The organism is Caulobacter sp. P4_E5 (genome assembly GCF_056401555.1).
Genome location: NZ_JBFUJD010000028.1, coordinates 1 through 16,254 on the forward strand (window position 1 = coordinate 1; position 16,254 = coordinate 16,254).

At 67.1% G+C, this 16,254-nt stretch carries 13 protein-coding genes; 1 reads left to right on the forward strand and 12 read right to left on the reverse strand.

The genetic code is table 11. The features are described 5' to 3' along the window. On the reverse strand, positions 1-793 hold a 793-nt coding region (locus AC1DSO_RS10970), incomplete at its 3' end, for a galactose-binding domain-containing protein (RefSeq protein WP_477068850.1). 304 nt (positions 794-1,097) lie between these two features. Here AC1DSO_RS10970 and AC1DSO_RS10975 point away from each other — a divergent pair. Then, positions 1,098-6,476, forward strand: a complete 5,379-nt coding sequence (locus tag AC1DSO_RS10975; protein ID WP_477068851.1) for an Ig-like domain-containing protein — start codon at positions 1,098-1,100, stop codon at positions 6,474-6,476. Between the two features lie 279 nt (positions 6,477-6,755). Here AC1DSO_RS10975 and AC1DSO_RS10980 read toward each other — a convergent pair whose 3' ends face one another. From AC1DSO_RS10980 to AC1DSO_RS11030, 11 genes are read right to left on the reverse strand one after another with little or no spacing between them, the layout of a single operon-like run. Beyond that, positions 6,756-7,964 carry a type II secretion system F family protein gene (locus AC1DSO_RS10980; RefSeq protein WP_477068852.1) on the reverse strand — a complete coding sequence of 403 codons (1,209 nt, stop codon included), beginning with the start codon at positions 7,962-7,964 and terminating at the stop codon, positions 6,756-6,758. Next, the gene (locus tag AC1DSO_RS10985; protein WP_477068853.1) at positions 7,957-9,648 is read right to left on the reverse strand and encodes a GspE/PulE family protein; all 1,692 of its coding nucleotides are present in this window, start codon (positions 9,646-9,648) and stop codon (positions 7,957-7,959) included. The genes AC1DSO_RS10980 and AC1DSO_RS10985 overlap by 8 nt, the downstream gene beginning before the upstream one ends. Next, positions 9,645-10,400, reverse strand: coding sequence for a prepilin peptidase (locus AC1DSO_RS10990; RefSeq protein ID WP_477068854.1), 756 nt, complete (start codon positions 10,398-10,400; stop codon positions 9,645-9,647). Before AC1DSO_RS10990 ends, AC1DSO_RS10985 begins: the two co-directional genes overlap by 4 nt. Next, a complete protein-coding gene (gspG, locus tag AC1DSO_RS10995) occupies positions 10,400-10,843 on the reverse strand; it encodes a type II secretion system major pseudopilin GspG (protein ID WP_477068855.1) in 444 nt (147 codons plus the stop codon). Before gspG ends, AC1DSO_RS10990 begins: the two co-directional genes overlap by 1 nt. After that, entirely contained in the window at positions 10,807-11,475 is a 669-nt protein-coding gene (locus tag AC1DSO_RS11000) for a hypothetical protein (RefSeq protein ID WP_477068856.1), read from the reverse strand. The genes gspG and AC1DSO_RS11000 overlap by 37 nt, the downstream gene beginning before the upstream one ends. 37 nt (positions 11,476-11,512) lie before the next feature. Then, positions 11,513-13,462 (reverse strand): type II secretion system secretin GspD, encoded by a 1,950-nt coding sequence (gene gspD / locus AC1DSO_RS11005; protein WP_477068857.1) that lies wholly within the window; start codon positions 13,460-13,462, stop codon positions 11,513-11,515. Positions 13,463-13,479: 17 nt separating this feature from the next. After that, positions 13,480-13,995: a hypothetical protein gene (locus AC1DSO_RS11010; RefSeq protein ID WP_477068858.1), complete on the reverse strand. Its 516-nt coding sequence runs from the start codon at positions 13,993-13,995 to the stop codon at positions 13,480-13,482. Then, positions 13,977-14,489, reverse strand: a complete 513-nt coding sequence (locus AC1DSO_RS11015; RefSeq protein WP_477068859.1) for a GspMb/PilO family protein — start codon at positions 14,487-14,489, stop codon at positions 13,977-13,979. The genes AC1DSO_RS11010 and AC1DSO_RS11015 overlap by 19 nt, the downstream gene beginning before the upstream one ends. Beyond that, a complete protein-coding gene (locus tag AC1DSO_RS11020) occupies positions 14,486-15,283 on the reverse strand; it encodes a hypothetical protein (protein ID WP_477068860.1) in 798 nt (265 codons plus the stop codon). The genes AC1DSO_RS11015 and AC1DSO_RS11020 overlap by 4 nt, the downstream gene beginning before the upstream one ends. After that, positions 15,283-15,834 (reverse strand): hypothetical protein, encoded by a 552-nt coding sequence (locus AC1DSO_RS11025; protein ID WP_477068861.1) that lies wholly within the window; start codon positions 15,832-15,834, stop codon positions 15,283-15,285. Before AC1DSO_RS11025 ends, AC1DSO_RS11020 begins: the two co-directional genes overlap by 1 nt. Continuing rightward, positions 15,831-16,190, reverse strand: a complete 360-nt coding sequence (locus AC1DSO_RS11030; protein ID WP_477068862.1) for a hypothetical protein — start codon at positions 16,188-16,190, stop codon at positions 15,831-15,833. The genes AC1DSO_RS11025 and AC1DSO_RS11030 overlap by 4 nt, the downstream gene beginning before the upstream one ends. Positions 16,191-16,254: the final 64 nt, after the last annotated feature.

The window sequence follows — 16,254 nt, forward strand, 5'->3', positions numbered from 1 at the left end:
AACCGGTGAAGCTTGTCTGGCCATGGGCGGCCGGCGACACGCTGGTGATGACCAACTCATGATGATCGGCGTCGGTATCGTTCTGGCGCGGATCGAGCGTGGTCGTTTCGCCCGTATTGAGCTTGGCCCGGACGTCGTCCACGGCGACCGGAGCTTGGTTGGCCTGTTTGGCGGTTGCGTACAGCCGGAAGTCGCCGAGGCCGACAGAGGCGTTGGCTTTCAGGACCCGCACATAACGCGCCGAGACGCCGCCCAGCGCGATGGTCTTGTAGATGCCCGCGACAGCGCCGCTGGCGGTCGGCCCGTTCGTCCAGTTAAAGGCGTCCTGCGAATACTGGATCTGGGCGTCGTTCAGGTTCGCCACGCCGCCGCCCGTGACGGCGCGATCCGGCGGGGCCAGGTCGAGGTGATCGATAGGCTTCGCCGCGCCGAGGTCGGCTTGGATCCAGGCCGCGCCGTCGGCCAGGGTGACGTGAGACGAGTTGGGCGTGTTGAAGACGAGGTCCCGCATCGCTTCGAGGCCGAGACCGTCGGCCTGAGCCGCGTTGGACGAGGCGGAAAACGCTCTTGGCAGCAGTTCGCCGGGCGCGACGCCATTGCCCAGCGCAAGGCGGTTTCCAGCGGCGTCGTACTTGTAGACCACCATGCGGCCGTCGGCCTCGCTCGCGCGAACCAGGCGGCCGAGCGCGTCGTATTGGAATGTCGTGACGACCTGACCAAAGGCGGTTTGCGCGAACAGAGTCGCCCCTAAGGCGACAACCGCGCCGACACGTCCAGTTCGCGAACAGGGCACGGGATCCTCAACCTTAGGCTCTCAACCTTAAGCCAAGGCGCTTTTGGAATATCTCGTTAAGCTTGGCAATAGAGCCACCGCGCGTTGCGCACGGATTGATACGCTCGGGCGGCGAGCGCCCGCGACGCTTGGGGCGGGCCAGCTGATCGATAGCGCGTTCAAGCCTATTGCCAAGCTTGCCGCTATCTAAGATTGTCCAGCGTCGGGAAATCTATCTGAGGCGGGCATGCGGGGAACGTGGTTTGGGCGAGCCATCGCATTAGCGTCCTGCGTGCTCGCCGCGCCCCAACCCTGCCTGGCGCAGGTGTCCACGAGTTTTCAGTATGACGCCTTGGGACGCCTGGTGCGATCGCAAGACTCCCAAGGGCGCGCGGTCGTCTACAAATACGACGCTGCTGGAAATCGTATAGGCCTGGGCAACGGCGCGGCGCCCGGCGAAATTATCGCCACGGCGCTGAGCGCTTCGTCCAATCGCGGCGGGTATGACGGGCTTGCGACCGAGCCCATGCGCGATCTGGCGTTCAACATGACCAGCTCGGCCCATATCACCCAGGCCGATGGCTTGGCCTTCATCCAGGCTGATCTCGGCGCGAGCAAGACCGTCAATCACATCGACCTGGCCCCGCCGGACCGCGCACTGAACGGCGGAGGAACCGCCGCCCTGGAAGGCGCCCAGGTCCAGTATTCGCAGGACGCCTTTAACTGGACGAACGGGCCGACCGCCAGCGGCGCTGTCGCGGGCATCTACAAGACCATCGCGCTGGGCGGCGTCTCGGCGCGTTATGTGCGGGTCCTGAAAGCCAACGCCTCTGTCGGCCTCGGCGACTTCCGGCTGTACGCAACCGCCAAACAGGCCAACCAAGCTCCGGTCGCCGTGGACGACGTCCGGGCCAAGCTCAATRCGGGCGAAACGACCACGCTCGATCCGCGCCAGAACGATACCGACGCCGATCATCATGAGYTGGTCATCACCAGCGTGTCGCCGGCCGCCCATGGCCAGACAAGCTTCACCGGTTCGAGCGTCACSCACATYCCGGACCCGGGCTTCAAAGGCACGGACACCTTCACCTACACGATCACCGACGACCGCGGCGGCTTCGCGACGGGCGCGATCGCGCTGACGTACAGGCAGGACAGCTCCGTGCCGGATAACAGGAGTCCGATCGCGACCGGCGATGTCGCCGTCACCAAGGCCGAGACTCCCGTCACCCTCCACCCGCTGGCCAACGACAGCGATCCCGACGGCGACACGCTGACGATCGCCGCCGTGACATCGCCGGCGAACGGCCGCGCCGAGATCCTCCAGGACGGCTCGGTCCTCTATACGCCCAATGCCGGGTTCACCGGCGAGGATCGCTTCGACTACACCTGCAGCGATGGTCGCGGCGGAACCGCGACCGCGACGGTGATCGTGGCCGTCACCAACCAGACCGGCAACAACGCGCCGATCGCGCGGAACGACTTCAGCCCCACTTCGCCATCCAGCGTGCCCGCGACCATCGGCGCGGCGATGATGGTGCTGAGCAACGATACCGATCCGGATGACGATCCGATCACGATCAGCGCCTTCAGCCAGCCCGCGCATGGCGCCCTGCAGCGTGTCACGACCTATCCCGAGCACCTGCACTACACGCCCACGCAAGGCTATCTGGGGCCCGACAGCTTCACCTACACCATCTCGGACGGACGCGGCGGAACCGCCACGGCGACGGTCTATCTCAACGTCGTGTACTGGTCGAACTACACTCCGCGCGCGGGCGATGACAGCTACACGGTGCCGAACTATCGCACCTCGTACCTGCCCGTGTTCCTCAACGACTATGATCCGAACGCCGATGTGCTGCAGATCACGGCGACGACGCCGGCATCGCACGGGTCGGTCGCGATCAGCGGCATACACATCCCCTACACGCCAACGAGCGGATACCTCGGCTCAGACAGCTTCACCTACACGGTCTCCGATGGCCACGGGGGCAGCGCCACGGCGACGGTTTCGCTGACCGTGACCGGGCGACTGAATCCCGTCGCCGTCAACGACACGGTCGATGCCCGCTACAATGAGGCCGTCAGTTTCGATGGCCTGCTCAGCAACGACAGCGATCCGAACGGCGACATCCTCAGCCTTGTCGCCGTCTCGCAGCCGAGTCACGGGACCACGTCGTTGAACTCCAACGCCGTCCTCTACACGCCGACTCCGGGCTATATGGGTCCCGACAGCTTCACCTACACGATCTCGGACGGTGAGGGTGGGACCGCCACGGCCACCGTGACCGTCAATGTCCCGATCGAGCGGTTCCCCATCGCGACCAACGACACCTTCGCCGTCGGTCATGATGAAACGACGGCCTTGCCCGTGCTCGCCAACGACACGGACGCCGACAACGACCCGTTGACCCTGCAGTCGGTTGGCGCGCCGGCCCACGGGACGGTGACCATTGACAACGGCCAGGTGCTCTACACGGCGGCGGCAGGCTATCGAGGTCCCGACAGCTTCACCTACACGATCAGCGATGGTCGCACGGGCTTGGCTACCGGGACGGTCACGCTCAGCGTTCAGGACGTCAATCATACGCCCCAGGCCGTGGCTGACAGCTACACGCTGGTTCCGAACCTGGCCAAGACCCTGACGCCGCGCGGCAACGACAGCGACGTGGACGGCGATCTTCTGGTGATCACGGCGGTGTCGACGCCGGCGCACGGGACCGCGAGCATCGCGTCCGGCGGCGCGGCGATCACCTATACGCCGACGGCGAACTACACCGGCTCGGACGCCTTCACCTACACGATCTCGGACGGTCGGGGCGGGCAGGCGACCGGCCAGATCTCGCTGACCATTGTCGGCAACCGCGCGCCCGTTCCGACCAACGACGTCCTACGCATGTCCTACGGCCCGACCACGCCCACCCAGATCATCGACGTCCTAGCGAACGACAGCGATCCGGACGGCGATGCGCTGACACTTATCTCCGTCCTTCCCGTATTCGAAGACGAGCCGGGCGGAAGCGCCTATGTCGAAAACGGCAAGGTGATTTTCAACAAGGACGCTGACGTCGGTAACGGCGCTGTTCGGTTCTACTACACGGTCGCCGACAGCAAGGGGGCGACGTCTCAAGGACAGCTTTCCATCACCGTCAATAGCGTCTTGTTCGCCCAGGCTGACAACTTCACTGTTCAGATTGGAGGGCAGTTGTCGTTGATGGCCGCCGTCCTCGCCAACGACAGCAGTGCGTCAGGCCAACCCGTAACGCCCAGCCAGTTTGTCGCGATCTCTGGCGACCCATTCGGCAACGTCGAGTACAATAGCAATGCTGGAACGCTGACCTATACCACGCGGGGAACCTCGCCCCGCGCCGACAGCTTCATGTATACGATCGCCGACAATCAGGGCGGCGGAGCGATGGGCACGGTGACCGTCAATGTGGTCGCCGCCGTTAGCAACAATCCGCCCCGCACCGGTCCGGCCTATTTCGAGGTCACCGGCGGCGCCGCGACGCCGCTGCCGCAGCTGCTCAGCCGCGCGTTCGATCCCGACGGCGATCCGCTGACGATCAGCGTACCGACCGGCCAGACCAAGACCAAAATCGTCGATGGCGTGTTGATCTACACTCCGCCGCCCGGCGCCTACGGGAGCGATCACTTCAACTATACCCTTTCCGACGGGAGAGGGGGCACGACGACGGGAACCGCCAACATCCTGATCCGCTACAACGTCGCGCCCCAGGCGATGGACGATACCGCGATCGCCCAGGACGGCGTGGCCACGCCGATGGTGGTGCTGGCCAACGACACCGATTTCAACAGTGACCCCTTGACCGTGATCGCGATCGCCTCGCCGCCAGCCCATGGCCGGGTGCAGATCGTCGACGGCAAGTCGCTGGTCTATACGGCGACGGCGGGCTACGGCGGACCCGACGCTCTGGTCTATACGATCTCGGACGGAGCAGGCGGCAGCGCCGACGCGACGGTGTCGATCACGGTGCTCAACACCCCCGACACGCCGCCGACGGCCAATGCCGACGGGCCGGTCACGGTCGTGCACAACACCGCCACGACGCTTAATCCGCGAACCAATGACAGCGACGCCAACGGCGATCCGCTGACGATCGTCGCGGTCGGCCAGCCCGGCCATGGCGGCGTCGTGATGAACGGCGCTGCGAGTGTCACCTACACGCCGACGGCCGGCTATTCCGGGTCCGACAGCTTCAGTTACACGATCTGGGACGGCCGCGGCGGAACGGCCAGCGCTACGGTCTCCCTGATCGTCCTGCCTCAGGCCAATCGCGCCCCGACCGCGGCGAACGACAGCTACACGCTTGTTTCGAACGTGGCCAAGACGCTGACGCCGCGCGGCAACGACAGCGACCTGGACGGCGACATTCTGGAAATCACGGCGGTGTCGTCACCGGCGCATGGAATCGTGAGCATCGCGTCCGGCGGCGCGGCGGTGAGCTATACCCCGACGGCGAACTACACCGGCTCGGACGCCTTCACCTACACGATCTCGGACGGTCGGGGCGGGCAGGCGACCGGCCAGATCTCGCTGACCCTTGTCGGCAACCGCGCGCCGACACCGGTCCAGGACGTGGCGTACATGTCCTCTGGCTCGGAAGCGGACCACGTGACCGTCTACGCCCTTTCCAATGACAGTGATCCCGACGGCGACGGGCTCACCCTCGCGGGCGTGCAAGACAGCGACGAAGACTTCGAGGCCTATATTGAAGGGAACGCGATCAAGTTCAGGGGGCTGAACGGCGCCTCTGGACCCAAGCAAATCTACTACTGGGTGACCGACACCAAGGGGGCTACGGCCTATAGTTACATCAAGGTCAATATCGGCCCGGTCGTTTTCGCGCAGGCCGATACATTCACGATGCAGCGTGGGACCAGCCTTTCACTCCTGAGCGATATCTTGGCCAATGACAGCACAGTTTCGGGCGACCCCGTGACCGCCGGCCACTTCAACACGGTGTCAGGCCAGCCATCGCATGGCTCGGTCGTCTACAACGGCCAAACGCTGATCTATACGCCGCAGCCCAACTACGTCGGCGCGGATAGCTTCCTGTACAATCTGACCGACGGCCAAGGCGGCGGAGCCACGGGGACGGTGACGATCAACGTGGTCGCGGCGGTGACCAATCGGCCGCCGCGAACGGGACCGGCCACTTTGGAGGTTCGTAGCGGCGTTTCCACGCCCTTGCCCCAGTTGCTCAGCCGCGCTTCCGATCCCGACGGTGATCCGCTGACGATCAGCGTCCAGGCCGGCCAGCCAAGGGTCAAGGTCGTAGACGGCGTAGTGGTCTATACCCCGGCGGCGGGGGCTGCGGGCTTGGACGGCTTCGCCTACACGATCTCCGATGGCAAGGGCGGTACGGCAAGCGGCGCCGCCCGGATCCTGATCCGCTACAACACCCCACCCAAGGCCGCCAACGATAGCCATGTCGCCCAGGCGGGCGTGACCACACCAATCACGGTGCTGGCCAATGACAGCGATCCCGATGGCGACGTCTTGACCGTGATCGCGATCGCCTCGCCGCCAGCCCATGGGCGCGTGCAGATCGTCGACGGCAAGTCGCTCGTCTATACGGCCGCCAATGGTTATGCGGGCGCCGATAGCCTGACCTACACGGTCAGCGACGGTGTCGGCACGGCCGAGGCTACCGTGACCATCACCGTTCAGCCTTAGAGCAGAGGCCTCCACGGCAGGCGGGTTTGCGGGTCTTCAGCAACATGCTCGTCGGCCCCGGTTTCGATCGCACGAATGCGTGGCGCGGCTGGAGGTCATGAGGCCACGTCGTCATTGGCCCGCGGCGGTCGTCGGCCAGGGCGTAGTCTCAGGCTACGGTCAGGACGCCCTGACATAGACCCTCACCGTCGCGATCATGAAGTCGCCGGCAACCTTGAGGCGAGACAGCCTCCAATAGAGTGGAGCTTGGCAATAGATCCCTTCGGCGCGGCAATTGTTTTAGTTGAGGCCGGTCTGTCCCATCTGGCCAATGCCTGACAGAAGGCCCGCCATCAGCAAGCCCAGGAAGGCGCCGATCACGATGATTAGCGCCGGTCCCGCCAGTTGCCCGATGGTGCGGATACGCCGCAGCGCCGTCTCCTCCTCGAGCAGCCCCCCGCGGGTCAGCATCTCGCCCAGCAGGCTCGAGGCTTCGCCGACGGCGGCCAGCCGGACGATGGCGGTCGGATAGCCGCGCACCTCGGCCAGGGCGGTCGACAACGACTCACCCTGACGGACCTTGATCCCGACCTCTTCCAGCCGCGTCCGCGCCAAGCTCAGACCGACCGCGCGCGTGGCCAGCCGCAAGGCCTCGCCCATCGGCGCGCCGGCGGTCAGCATGGCGCCAAGCGCGATGGAAAAACCGCCGAACACCACGCTGCCCACGGTGCGGCGCGCCGGGCCATCCAGGATCAGACCCTCGAACGGACGCGTGAGCCACCCGGCGCGGAAGGCGGCGGTCAGGGCCGCGACCAGGGCCACTGCCGCCAGCAAGGCCAGAACGCCGAAATCACGCAAGCCCTGGCTGGCGGCGATCATCACTCGCATCGCCGCCGGCGGCTCGCCGCCCATGTCGGCGACCAGCGGCGCCAGGGTGGGGATGATCACCAGCAGGATGACCAAAAGCGCGGCGATGGCGCTCAGCAGCACAAAGCCCGGATAGGCCAAGACCGAGATCAACTGCTCCTGCAGCTTCAGGCGCGCCTCGATCATCTGCGCGGTGCGTCGCAAGGCGCCGGGAAGGTCGCCCGAGGCTTCGCCAGCCGCGACGAGGGCCGACACCAAGGCCTGATGACGTTTGCCCAGGTTGCGGCCAAAGGCTCGGTCGAGCGCTTCGCCGCCGCCGATATCGCGGCTCAGGCCCTGACAGACCTTCTGTACGGCCGGCCGATCGGCGCGGGCGGCGATGATGCTGAGCGCGGTGCGGATATCGGCGCCGGCCACCAGCAGGTCGGCCAGATTGCCCAGAAGGTCGGCGCACTCGCGATCGCGAAGCTCGCCAAGCCGTGTCTTGGCCGCCTTACCCGCGGGCTTGATCCAGATCGGCGACAAGCCATCCCCGCGCACCAGCACGAAAGCCTCGGCTTCGCTGGCCGCTTCGACGGCGCCGCGACGCTCGCGACCACCGAGGTCCAGGGCGCAGTAGGCGAAGACACGCGGTTCAGCCATCGACGACGCTCATGACATCCTCGATCGTCGTCTGTCCGGCCAGCGCTTTCTCCAGGCCGTCGAGCATCATCGAGCGCCAGCCCGCAGCCTTGGCGATCGCCTCGACCTCGGCGCCGGACTTGCGGTCGGCGATGGCGCGCAGCAGCGGCTCTTCGGCCAGGAAGGCCTCGGCAATCGGAATACGGCCGCGGAAACCGGTCTGCTTGCACGCCCGGCAGCCGACCGCCTTGGGGACCAGGGCCGGCGCGGCCAGCCCGGCGCGTTCGAGATAAAGCGTTTCGCTCTCGGTCGGCGCAGCGGTCGTGGCGCATTTGGGGCAGAGCCGGCGCACCAGCCGTTGGGCCACCGCGCCCTTGAAGCCGGCCGCCAGTTGGTAGGGCTCAAGGCCCATGTCGCGCAGACGCGGCAATACCGCCAGGGCGTCGTTGGCGTGCACCGAGGCCAGGACCAGGTGGCCGGTCATGGCCGCCTGGATCGCCACCGAGGCGGTTTCCGGATCGCGGATCTCGCCGACCAGGATGATGTCCGGGTCCTGGCGCAGGAAGGAGCGCAGCGCCGCGGCGAAGGTCAGGCCAAGGTGCGGGGCGATCTGGGTCTGGGTGACGTGATCGAAGTGATATTCGACCGGGTCTTCGATGCTGAGCATCTTGCGCTCCAGGCCGACGAACGATTGCAACACCGCATAGAGGGTCGTGGTCTTGCCGCTGCCGGTCGGTCCGGTGACGAGGAAGATGCCATGGGCCGAGCGGGTGGCTTGGCGCACCACGTCGATGACGTCGGGGGACAGGCCTAGGGTGTCGAGATCCAGGGGGACGTTGGTGCGATCCAGGATCCGCAGCACCGCGGATTCGCCGAACACGGTGGGCGAGGTGGCCACGCGCACATCGACTTGCCGCCCCTGAACCACGAAGCTCGTGCGACCGTCCTGCGGCAAGCGCCGTTCGCCAAGATTGAGGTTGGCGATCACCTTGACGCGCGAGACGGCCGGCGCGGCCAGGTCGAGAGACACCACTTGGTGCTCGATCAGTCGGCCATCGACCCGCAAGCGGATCCGGAAGTGGTGACGGGTCGGTTCGAAATGGATGTCGGAGGCGCCGGCGGCGATGGCCGCCTCGAACGCCTCGGAAACCAGCCGCGCGCCCGCGCCTTCCGAGGTTCGATCGGAGACCAGATCCACCTCGTTGGCCAGTCGGCGCTCGTCGGGCGCGGCCTTCTCGACGGCTTCGCCGCCGAAGGCGCGGTCGAATTCGCGACGCCATTCGGCCGGCCGCGCGGCCAGTACTGAGACGATCTTGCCGGTGGCGAAGACCAATCCCGACAACGCCTCGTCGTCGAGCGGATCGCAGGCCGCGCAGACCATGGTCCGATCGTCGACCTCGATCGGCAGCAGTCGGGCGCGGCGCAGATAGTCGGCCGAGACGCCGACCTCGGCGGGACGTATCCGCACCGGTCGCTTGCCCGGGTTCCACACCTCGCAGGCGCCGGTGCTTGCATAGGCCTCGGCCAGGTCGTCGTCCGAGAGGCTGCCCAACTGGTTGAGCACCTGCTCGACGGGCTGGCGCGTGCGGCCGGCGACCATTTCGGCGCGGGCGATGGCCGCCGTGTCGACCAGGCCCTCGGCTTGCAGGTAGTCCAGGATGGCTTCGCGCGTCTTGCGCGACGGCGCCTGCAGGGTCGTGTTCACAGCGGCAAGCTCTCCGCGCCGAACAGGGGGGCGATCACGCCAAGGTCACGCAACCCGCCGATGATCAGGGCGGCGCAGGCCATGGCCATGCCAAAAGGGGCTCGGCGGTCGGCGGGCCGCACGAGAGCTGTCCAGACAAAGGCGACCATTACGGCCAGGATCATCATCCAGGTGCTGGCCAGGCCGAGCCAAAGGCCCAGTCCCGCGGCGAACTTGATATCGCCCAGGCCGATGCCCGGCGTCTGGCCCCGCCGTCCCAGGCGCCTCAGAAGCAGCAAAACACCGACCAAGGCCGCCGCGCTCAGCAGCCCTTCGAGAACCGCGCCGCGCAGGGCGGCCAGCGCTAGGCCTCCCGCCGCGACCAGGGCCGTCAGGAGATTGGGCAGCCGGAAGATCTTCAGATCGATGATCGCCAGGGCCAGCAGGACAAATCCGACGCCCGCCCGGGCCAGCGTTTCCGCAGGAGAAGGGGCCAGCAGCGCAAAGGCCAGGATCAGCCCGCCGACGACTTCGCCAAGGAGATGGATCGGGTCGATCGCCTGACGGCATTTGGCGCAGCGTCCGCCGAGCACGACATAGGCCAGCACCGGAACGGTTTGAGCGAAGCCCAGGGTCTCCTGGCAATGCTCGCACCGCGACCGGCCACCCAGGGCTTGTTCCTGGCGCGCGCGCCGGAGCGCCCAGTTGGTGACGAAGCTGCCAACAACCGGGCCGATGAACAGGGCCGCAGCGAGACGCGCCGGATCAAGCATCAAGGCGCGACGAGATCACGGCCCGTGCCGTTGCCGCCAACAGCGTTGTCGCCGCCCCTGCTGCGGACCGTGAAGCCTTGGGCGTCACCGGTCGGCGTGTAATCGATCGTGTGACCCCACGGGTCCTGGAGATATTTGGCGTCCTTCACATAGGGGCCAGTCCAGCCCTCGAGGCCGGCGGGCGCCGACAAGAGAATGGCCAGGCCTTCACCCGTGTCCGGATAACGGCCGACATCGGCGCGGAACGCTTCCACCGCAGTCGCGATGGTCTGCACCTGCATCTGCGCGTTCTTGGATCGCGCCCGCTGCATATTGCCGAAGATGCCAGGCGTCACCACGGCGGCGATCAGAGCGATCACCGCGATGACGACCAGCATCTCGGTCAGCGTATACCCCTCGTCGGCCTTCAACCGCTGACCAAACCGCTTAAGCGTTCCTCGCACTCTGTCTGCTCCCCCGTTGTCGTCGTTCGGAAAAAGCGCCGGGCCACCGTGGCGGTGGGCCGTTGCGCATCCCCGGTAAAGCGCACCAATCTGACGTCGCGCCATCCGTTGGGCGTCGCGATGCTCACCCGCCAGACTTCGCCGATCCGCCAGGACGCCGGTAGTGGACCGGGGCCGGGCTCTCCTGAAGTTGTGTACTGCAACGCCAGAGCTTGGCCCAGAGGCGAGATGAGCGCCGGCGCGCAAAATTTCCAGAGCGGCGCGGCGTCGAGATCGGCGGTCAACGGCGGGGTCGCCAGCTCGCTCGCTTGCGCCAGGCGGGCCTTCAGCGCGGCGACATCGGTGACCCCTAGGCTCTCGAAGACGGCCTGAGGCAGGGCGGCCGCCTCGGCGTAGCCGAGCTTGGGCCGTTCCTCGTCGGCGACGATGTCGACCGGACCGATTTCGGTGGCCACCGCCCAGTGATAAGGCCCGGGGCTCTGGCTGGAGACGACCGCCGAGCCCGCCAGCAGATGGGCGCCCTCCAGGCCCTTCTCGATCCGCAGGCGTTCGATATCCTCCCGGGCCTGACGAAGCGTCGTCAGGCTGCGCGCCAGCAAACCGGTGGCGATCACCGTCAGAACCAGGGCCATCAGCATAGCCGCCGGCAGGGCGTAGCCCTCGTCGTCCTCAGGGTTGGGCCGGCAACAGTCCACGTCGCTTCAGCTCCAGCATGTCTTGGAAAAGATCGGCCATCGCCGCGTTGGTCGAGGGCTGGTCACGCAGGATCCTGGCCGACATCAAAACGATCAGCTCGGTGCGCACCTGCGACTTGCTCTGCGAGCTGAACAGCGAGCCGGCGAACGGGATCGATTTCAAGCCCGGGATGCCGGACTTGCCGCTGCTGGTGTTGGCGTTGATCAAGCCGCCCAGTGCGACGACGCCGCCGCTCTCCAGGATCAGGGCGCTTTCGAAGCGCCGCTGCTGGATGGTCGGGGAGTCGATCCCCGAGCTGGACGTCTTGGCGACCGAGCTGACCTCTTGGGAGACATCGAGCGTAATCTGGTTCGCGCCGCTGATGCGCGGCGTAACCGACAGCAAGACGCCGGTGCTGCGGTAGTCGATCGAGTTGAGAATGGGCGCGCCGCCGTTCGAGGTGCTTTGCGAGGTCTGATTGACCACGGGCACCTGGTCACCGATCTGCAGGCGTGCGGTCTTGCTGTCGAGGACGACGATCTTGGGGGCCGAGACGACCTGGATGGCGGCCACCGAGCCCAGGGCGTTGACCGCGGCCTCGATATTGCCGTGCAGGAAGGCGATCGATCCGCCGGGATACGAGGGGCCGACCGTTCCGGTCTTGTTGTTGAGGCTGGAGATTTGGAAGTCGCCCGAAAGCGCGTTCCAGTCGACGCCGAACTGGAAGTCGTTGTTGAGCGTGACCTCGACGATCGAAGCCTCGACCAGAACCTGGTTGGGCAGGCGGTCGATCTCGGCGAGGATCTTCTGGGCCTTGACCCAGTCCGAAGCCGGACCGGTGATGAAGATGGTGTTGCTCTCCTTGTCGACCGTGATGCGGCCGCTGGAATCCTGGACCATGCCGTTCAGGGATTGGTTGGGGCCGCTCACGCCTCGGTCGCCATTGGTCGGCGCGATGTTGGTCGACCCGCCATTGCCCGAGCCCGTTGCGTTGGCTGTGGAAAGCCCTTGACCGCCGCCATAGCCATAGCCGCCGGCGTCGCGCCGGTCGGCGTTCATCACCGCCGATAGCGTGCGTGACAAGGATTCAGCGTTGGTGTGGCGCGGATGATAGATCCACAGCGAGCTGGAGCCCTGGTCCTCGCTGACGTCGAGCCGGGTGATCCAGTCGCGCATCTTGTCGAGCACGTCGGTCGAGCGGGCGAACACCATCAGGCCGTTGAGGCGGCGCAGCGGCACGACGGCCACGCCGGCCGCACCCGAGCCCTGGACCAGCTTATCGAGTTCACCGGCCACGGTGGCGGCGTCGGCGCGGTTGAGCTGGAACCAGCGCAGCTTGGCGTCGGCGAAGACGTTCTGATCGAACACCTTGAGGGTCTCGAGCGCGGAGTCGAGATCCTGGCCGCCGCCGCCGATCACTATCAGGCCAAGCTTGTCATAGGGCAGCAGCAGCAGATCCTTGCCGGCGATCGCCTCCAGCGCCTTGGCCACTTCGCTGGGCTGGGCGTAGGCGAGCGGCACGGCGACGACCTCGTAGCCGATGCGGCGCGCGCCCGGCTGGTAGGCCTTGACCGCCGAGGCGCTCTTGGCCTTGGTCATCGGCGTGATGTAGAGCCGGTCCTTGTCGCGGACCATCGCCACGCCATAGGCGGCCAAGGCCGCGTCGAGAGCCTCGATCAGCTGCGGCTTGGTCAGGCGTTGGTCGATGCGCAGCGACATGCGACCGCTGACCGCCGGGTCGATGGCGTAGGGCGCATTGACGCTGTCGAGCACCTCCTGGACGACCTTGGCGATGTCGGCGTCCTGGAAGGCGAAGAGATAGGCCTCCGACCGCGCGGCTTGGGCCAGGGCGCGGCAGGGCGCTGTGAGCGACAAAGCGCCGGCGGCCAGGACGCCCGACATCAGGCCGGCCACGGCGGTGCGAAGTTTCGAACGGTGGGACACGGAAAGCCTTTGAAAGATCACGGCGCGCCCGGGGCGCTGGCGGGCGGAGGCGGGCCTCGCATGCCCGGAGGCGGGCCGGGGTCGGAGACCGGCATGGGCGTCGATGACGCCGGCCCAAAGCCCAGTTCACGCGCCCCGCTGGCGGTGGAAATCGTCACGCCGCTGGCGCGCACGCCGTCCAGGGTGACGCCGTCGCGCGTCTCGCCGACATTCAACCAGTCGGCCGGGCGGCCGCCGATCGCCATCAGCGCCGCCTGTCGACGGCCGGTGCGGGCCAGACCCTGCAGGACTACATTGATCTCGGCCGTGACGGCGCCGGGCTCGGGTTGCAGGAACAGCGGCGACGCCAGGGGCGCGGGCAGGGGCGAGGCGCTCGCGCCGCGCTTGGCGGCCGGTCGCATGGTCTGCAGCTTTTCGACGGACTCCTGCAACGCGTCGGCCTGGGCGCCGCCGCGGCCGCCGGAAATCCAGACCGCCACGCCCAGCGCCAGGCCCACAGGCAATCCGCAGAGAACTAGGTTGCGGTCGAGCAATAGAAATGTCCTGTGAAGCGGAGGCTGACCTTGGCGGTGCGGTCGGTCAGGTCGAGGCGATCGACGAAAATTCTGGGTGTCTGGACCGAGAGCGCGCTCAGAAAGGCGGTCGCGGCTGAATAGGGACCCGACACCTCGAACTGCAATCCAACTCGATCCACGCTACCCTGGCGGTGGCCGGGCGGTGTCACCGCCAGCGACACGATCGTCAGGCCAAGCCCGCTGGCGCGATTTTGCAATTCGCTGGCCAGGGCGTTCAGGGGCTCGGGCGTGGCCGAGGGACATAGCGCGCCAGGCTGGTAGTTGCGGGCCGAGGCCGGAACTCGCGACAGGCGTTCGATCTGGTCGACGCGATCCTGAAGATTGGCGACGCGGTTCGAGAAATTTTCCGGTTGGCCATAGGCGGCCAAGCCGACATAGGCGATCGCGCCGGCGACCAAGCCCAGGAAGATGGCCAGGCTGAGGGTTTGTAGTGAGGGCGCACGGCCTTTCATCGCAGATCACTCGAGACGGGGGCCGACACCGCAGGCCGGATCGGCGCCGGCTTGGCGGCCGCCCAGGCCCAGACCCCCGACCGGATCGGCTTGGCCGATCGCAGCAGCGGGCGTTCGAAGGCTTCGATCGGCGGATTGGGTCCAAGGGCCTCCAGCGCCAAGGCTCCGCCCTGCCAGTGGAAGGCCTGAATGCGGGCGTCGGGCGCGCGATTGGCCGCCGCCCAGTTGAGGTCGGCCATCACGGTGTCGACGCCGACGTCCTGACGCGCGGCGGCCTCTAGCAGCGTGGCCTCGCGGGTGCGGCGATGAATGGCTTGAGCTTGGCGGAGGCGCGAACTGGCCTGCTGCTCGGCGGCGTCCAATGTTTGCGTCAGGCGCTCGCGCTGCGCTCCAGCTGTCGCCAGGCCCGCCGCGGCCAGGATCAGAAACACCGCCCCCGCCAGCCCCCACGTCGCGACCTGCGCCGAGCGCCGTCGCGCCTCGGCTGGATGGGCCATGCGCAGCGTCACGGTGTCGCCGTCGACCTGCAATTCGGTGACGAAGCTTTCGGTGAAGTCGGCCGCGCGCACGTAGAACGCCGCGAAACGGGCCGCGCCGCCATCCCAGAAGCCCAGGCGCTTGAGTCGATAGGCGACGTCGGCCAGCGGCAAGGGCGCGCTCTGGCGCGCTTCCAGGTCGGCCATCTTGGTCTGCCGCCAGGGCGGCCCCGGCGGCGTGCTGATGACACGGCTGAAGACTTTCGGCTCCGGATGGCTCGCGCGGGCCATATTGGGAAGTTCGCCAGCGTCAGCCATCAGCGGCAATCCTGGGATACGACATCAAACTCACAGACCATGGGCTGATCGATGGGCAGGGCGGCTTGCGCCAAGGGCGCCTCACCGGGGGTTTGCAAGAGCGTGAGCTGGCGCAGGCGGTCGGGCTTGGCGCTCCAGCGCGGCCAGGTGTCGCCGGCGCCGAGTGCGCCGACATAGGCAAAGCGGGCGTCATCCACGCCCCGCAAGGCGATCGTCTCCTGCTCGCCGGAGGCCCGCGTCACCTCCAGGGAAAGGTCTTGGCCGTCCTTGACCAGGCGCGCGCCGCAACGCCGCGCCCCGCAAGCGAAGTCGAAGGCTTGGGCTTCGCCGTCGAAATGCGCGTCACGCGACCTGAAAGGGCCGGCCTGGCCCAAGAGATCGCCGAGCGCCACCGAGACGCGCTTGAGGCCCGCGGTCTTCGCGGTTTCGAGGTCGGTGCGGGCCTGGACCTTGGCCAGCAGGGCCGCGCCGGCCAGGGTCCCGCCCATCGTCAGGCTGATGACGGCGAGAGCGGCCATGACATCGGCCAGGACATAGCCGTCGTCGCTCATACCGCGACCTTGGGCGGGCAGGGCTCGAGGCTGGAAAGCTCGAAATGGCGGGTCGGCGCCTTGCGACTTTCGACCCTCACGGTGCGACGGCAGACCGACACGCGGCCCGGCTGACCGGTTTCTGCCAGTTGCAGGCGCCAGCGAAAAGCCGAGGTGTCGCCATCGAGCTGGCCCGTCAGCGTGAGGGGTTCGGCCATCTTGCCGGCCGCCAGTTCGCGACCCAGGCGCAATTCCAGCGCGACGCTGGCGGCTTGCCTGGCCTTGATATACGCGCCTTGGGCGTAGGCCAGGGCCGCGACCAGCACCACGGCCGCCATCAAGGCTTCGACCGTGGCGGAGCCATCGTCGGCCTTCAAGACCATCCACCTGCAACCTGAACCCGACAACGCACGCCCCCACAGCTTGCCAGTTGGAGCTATC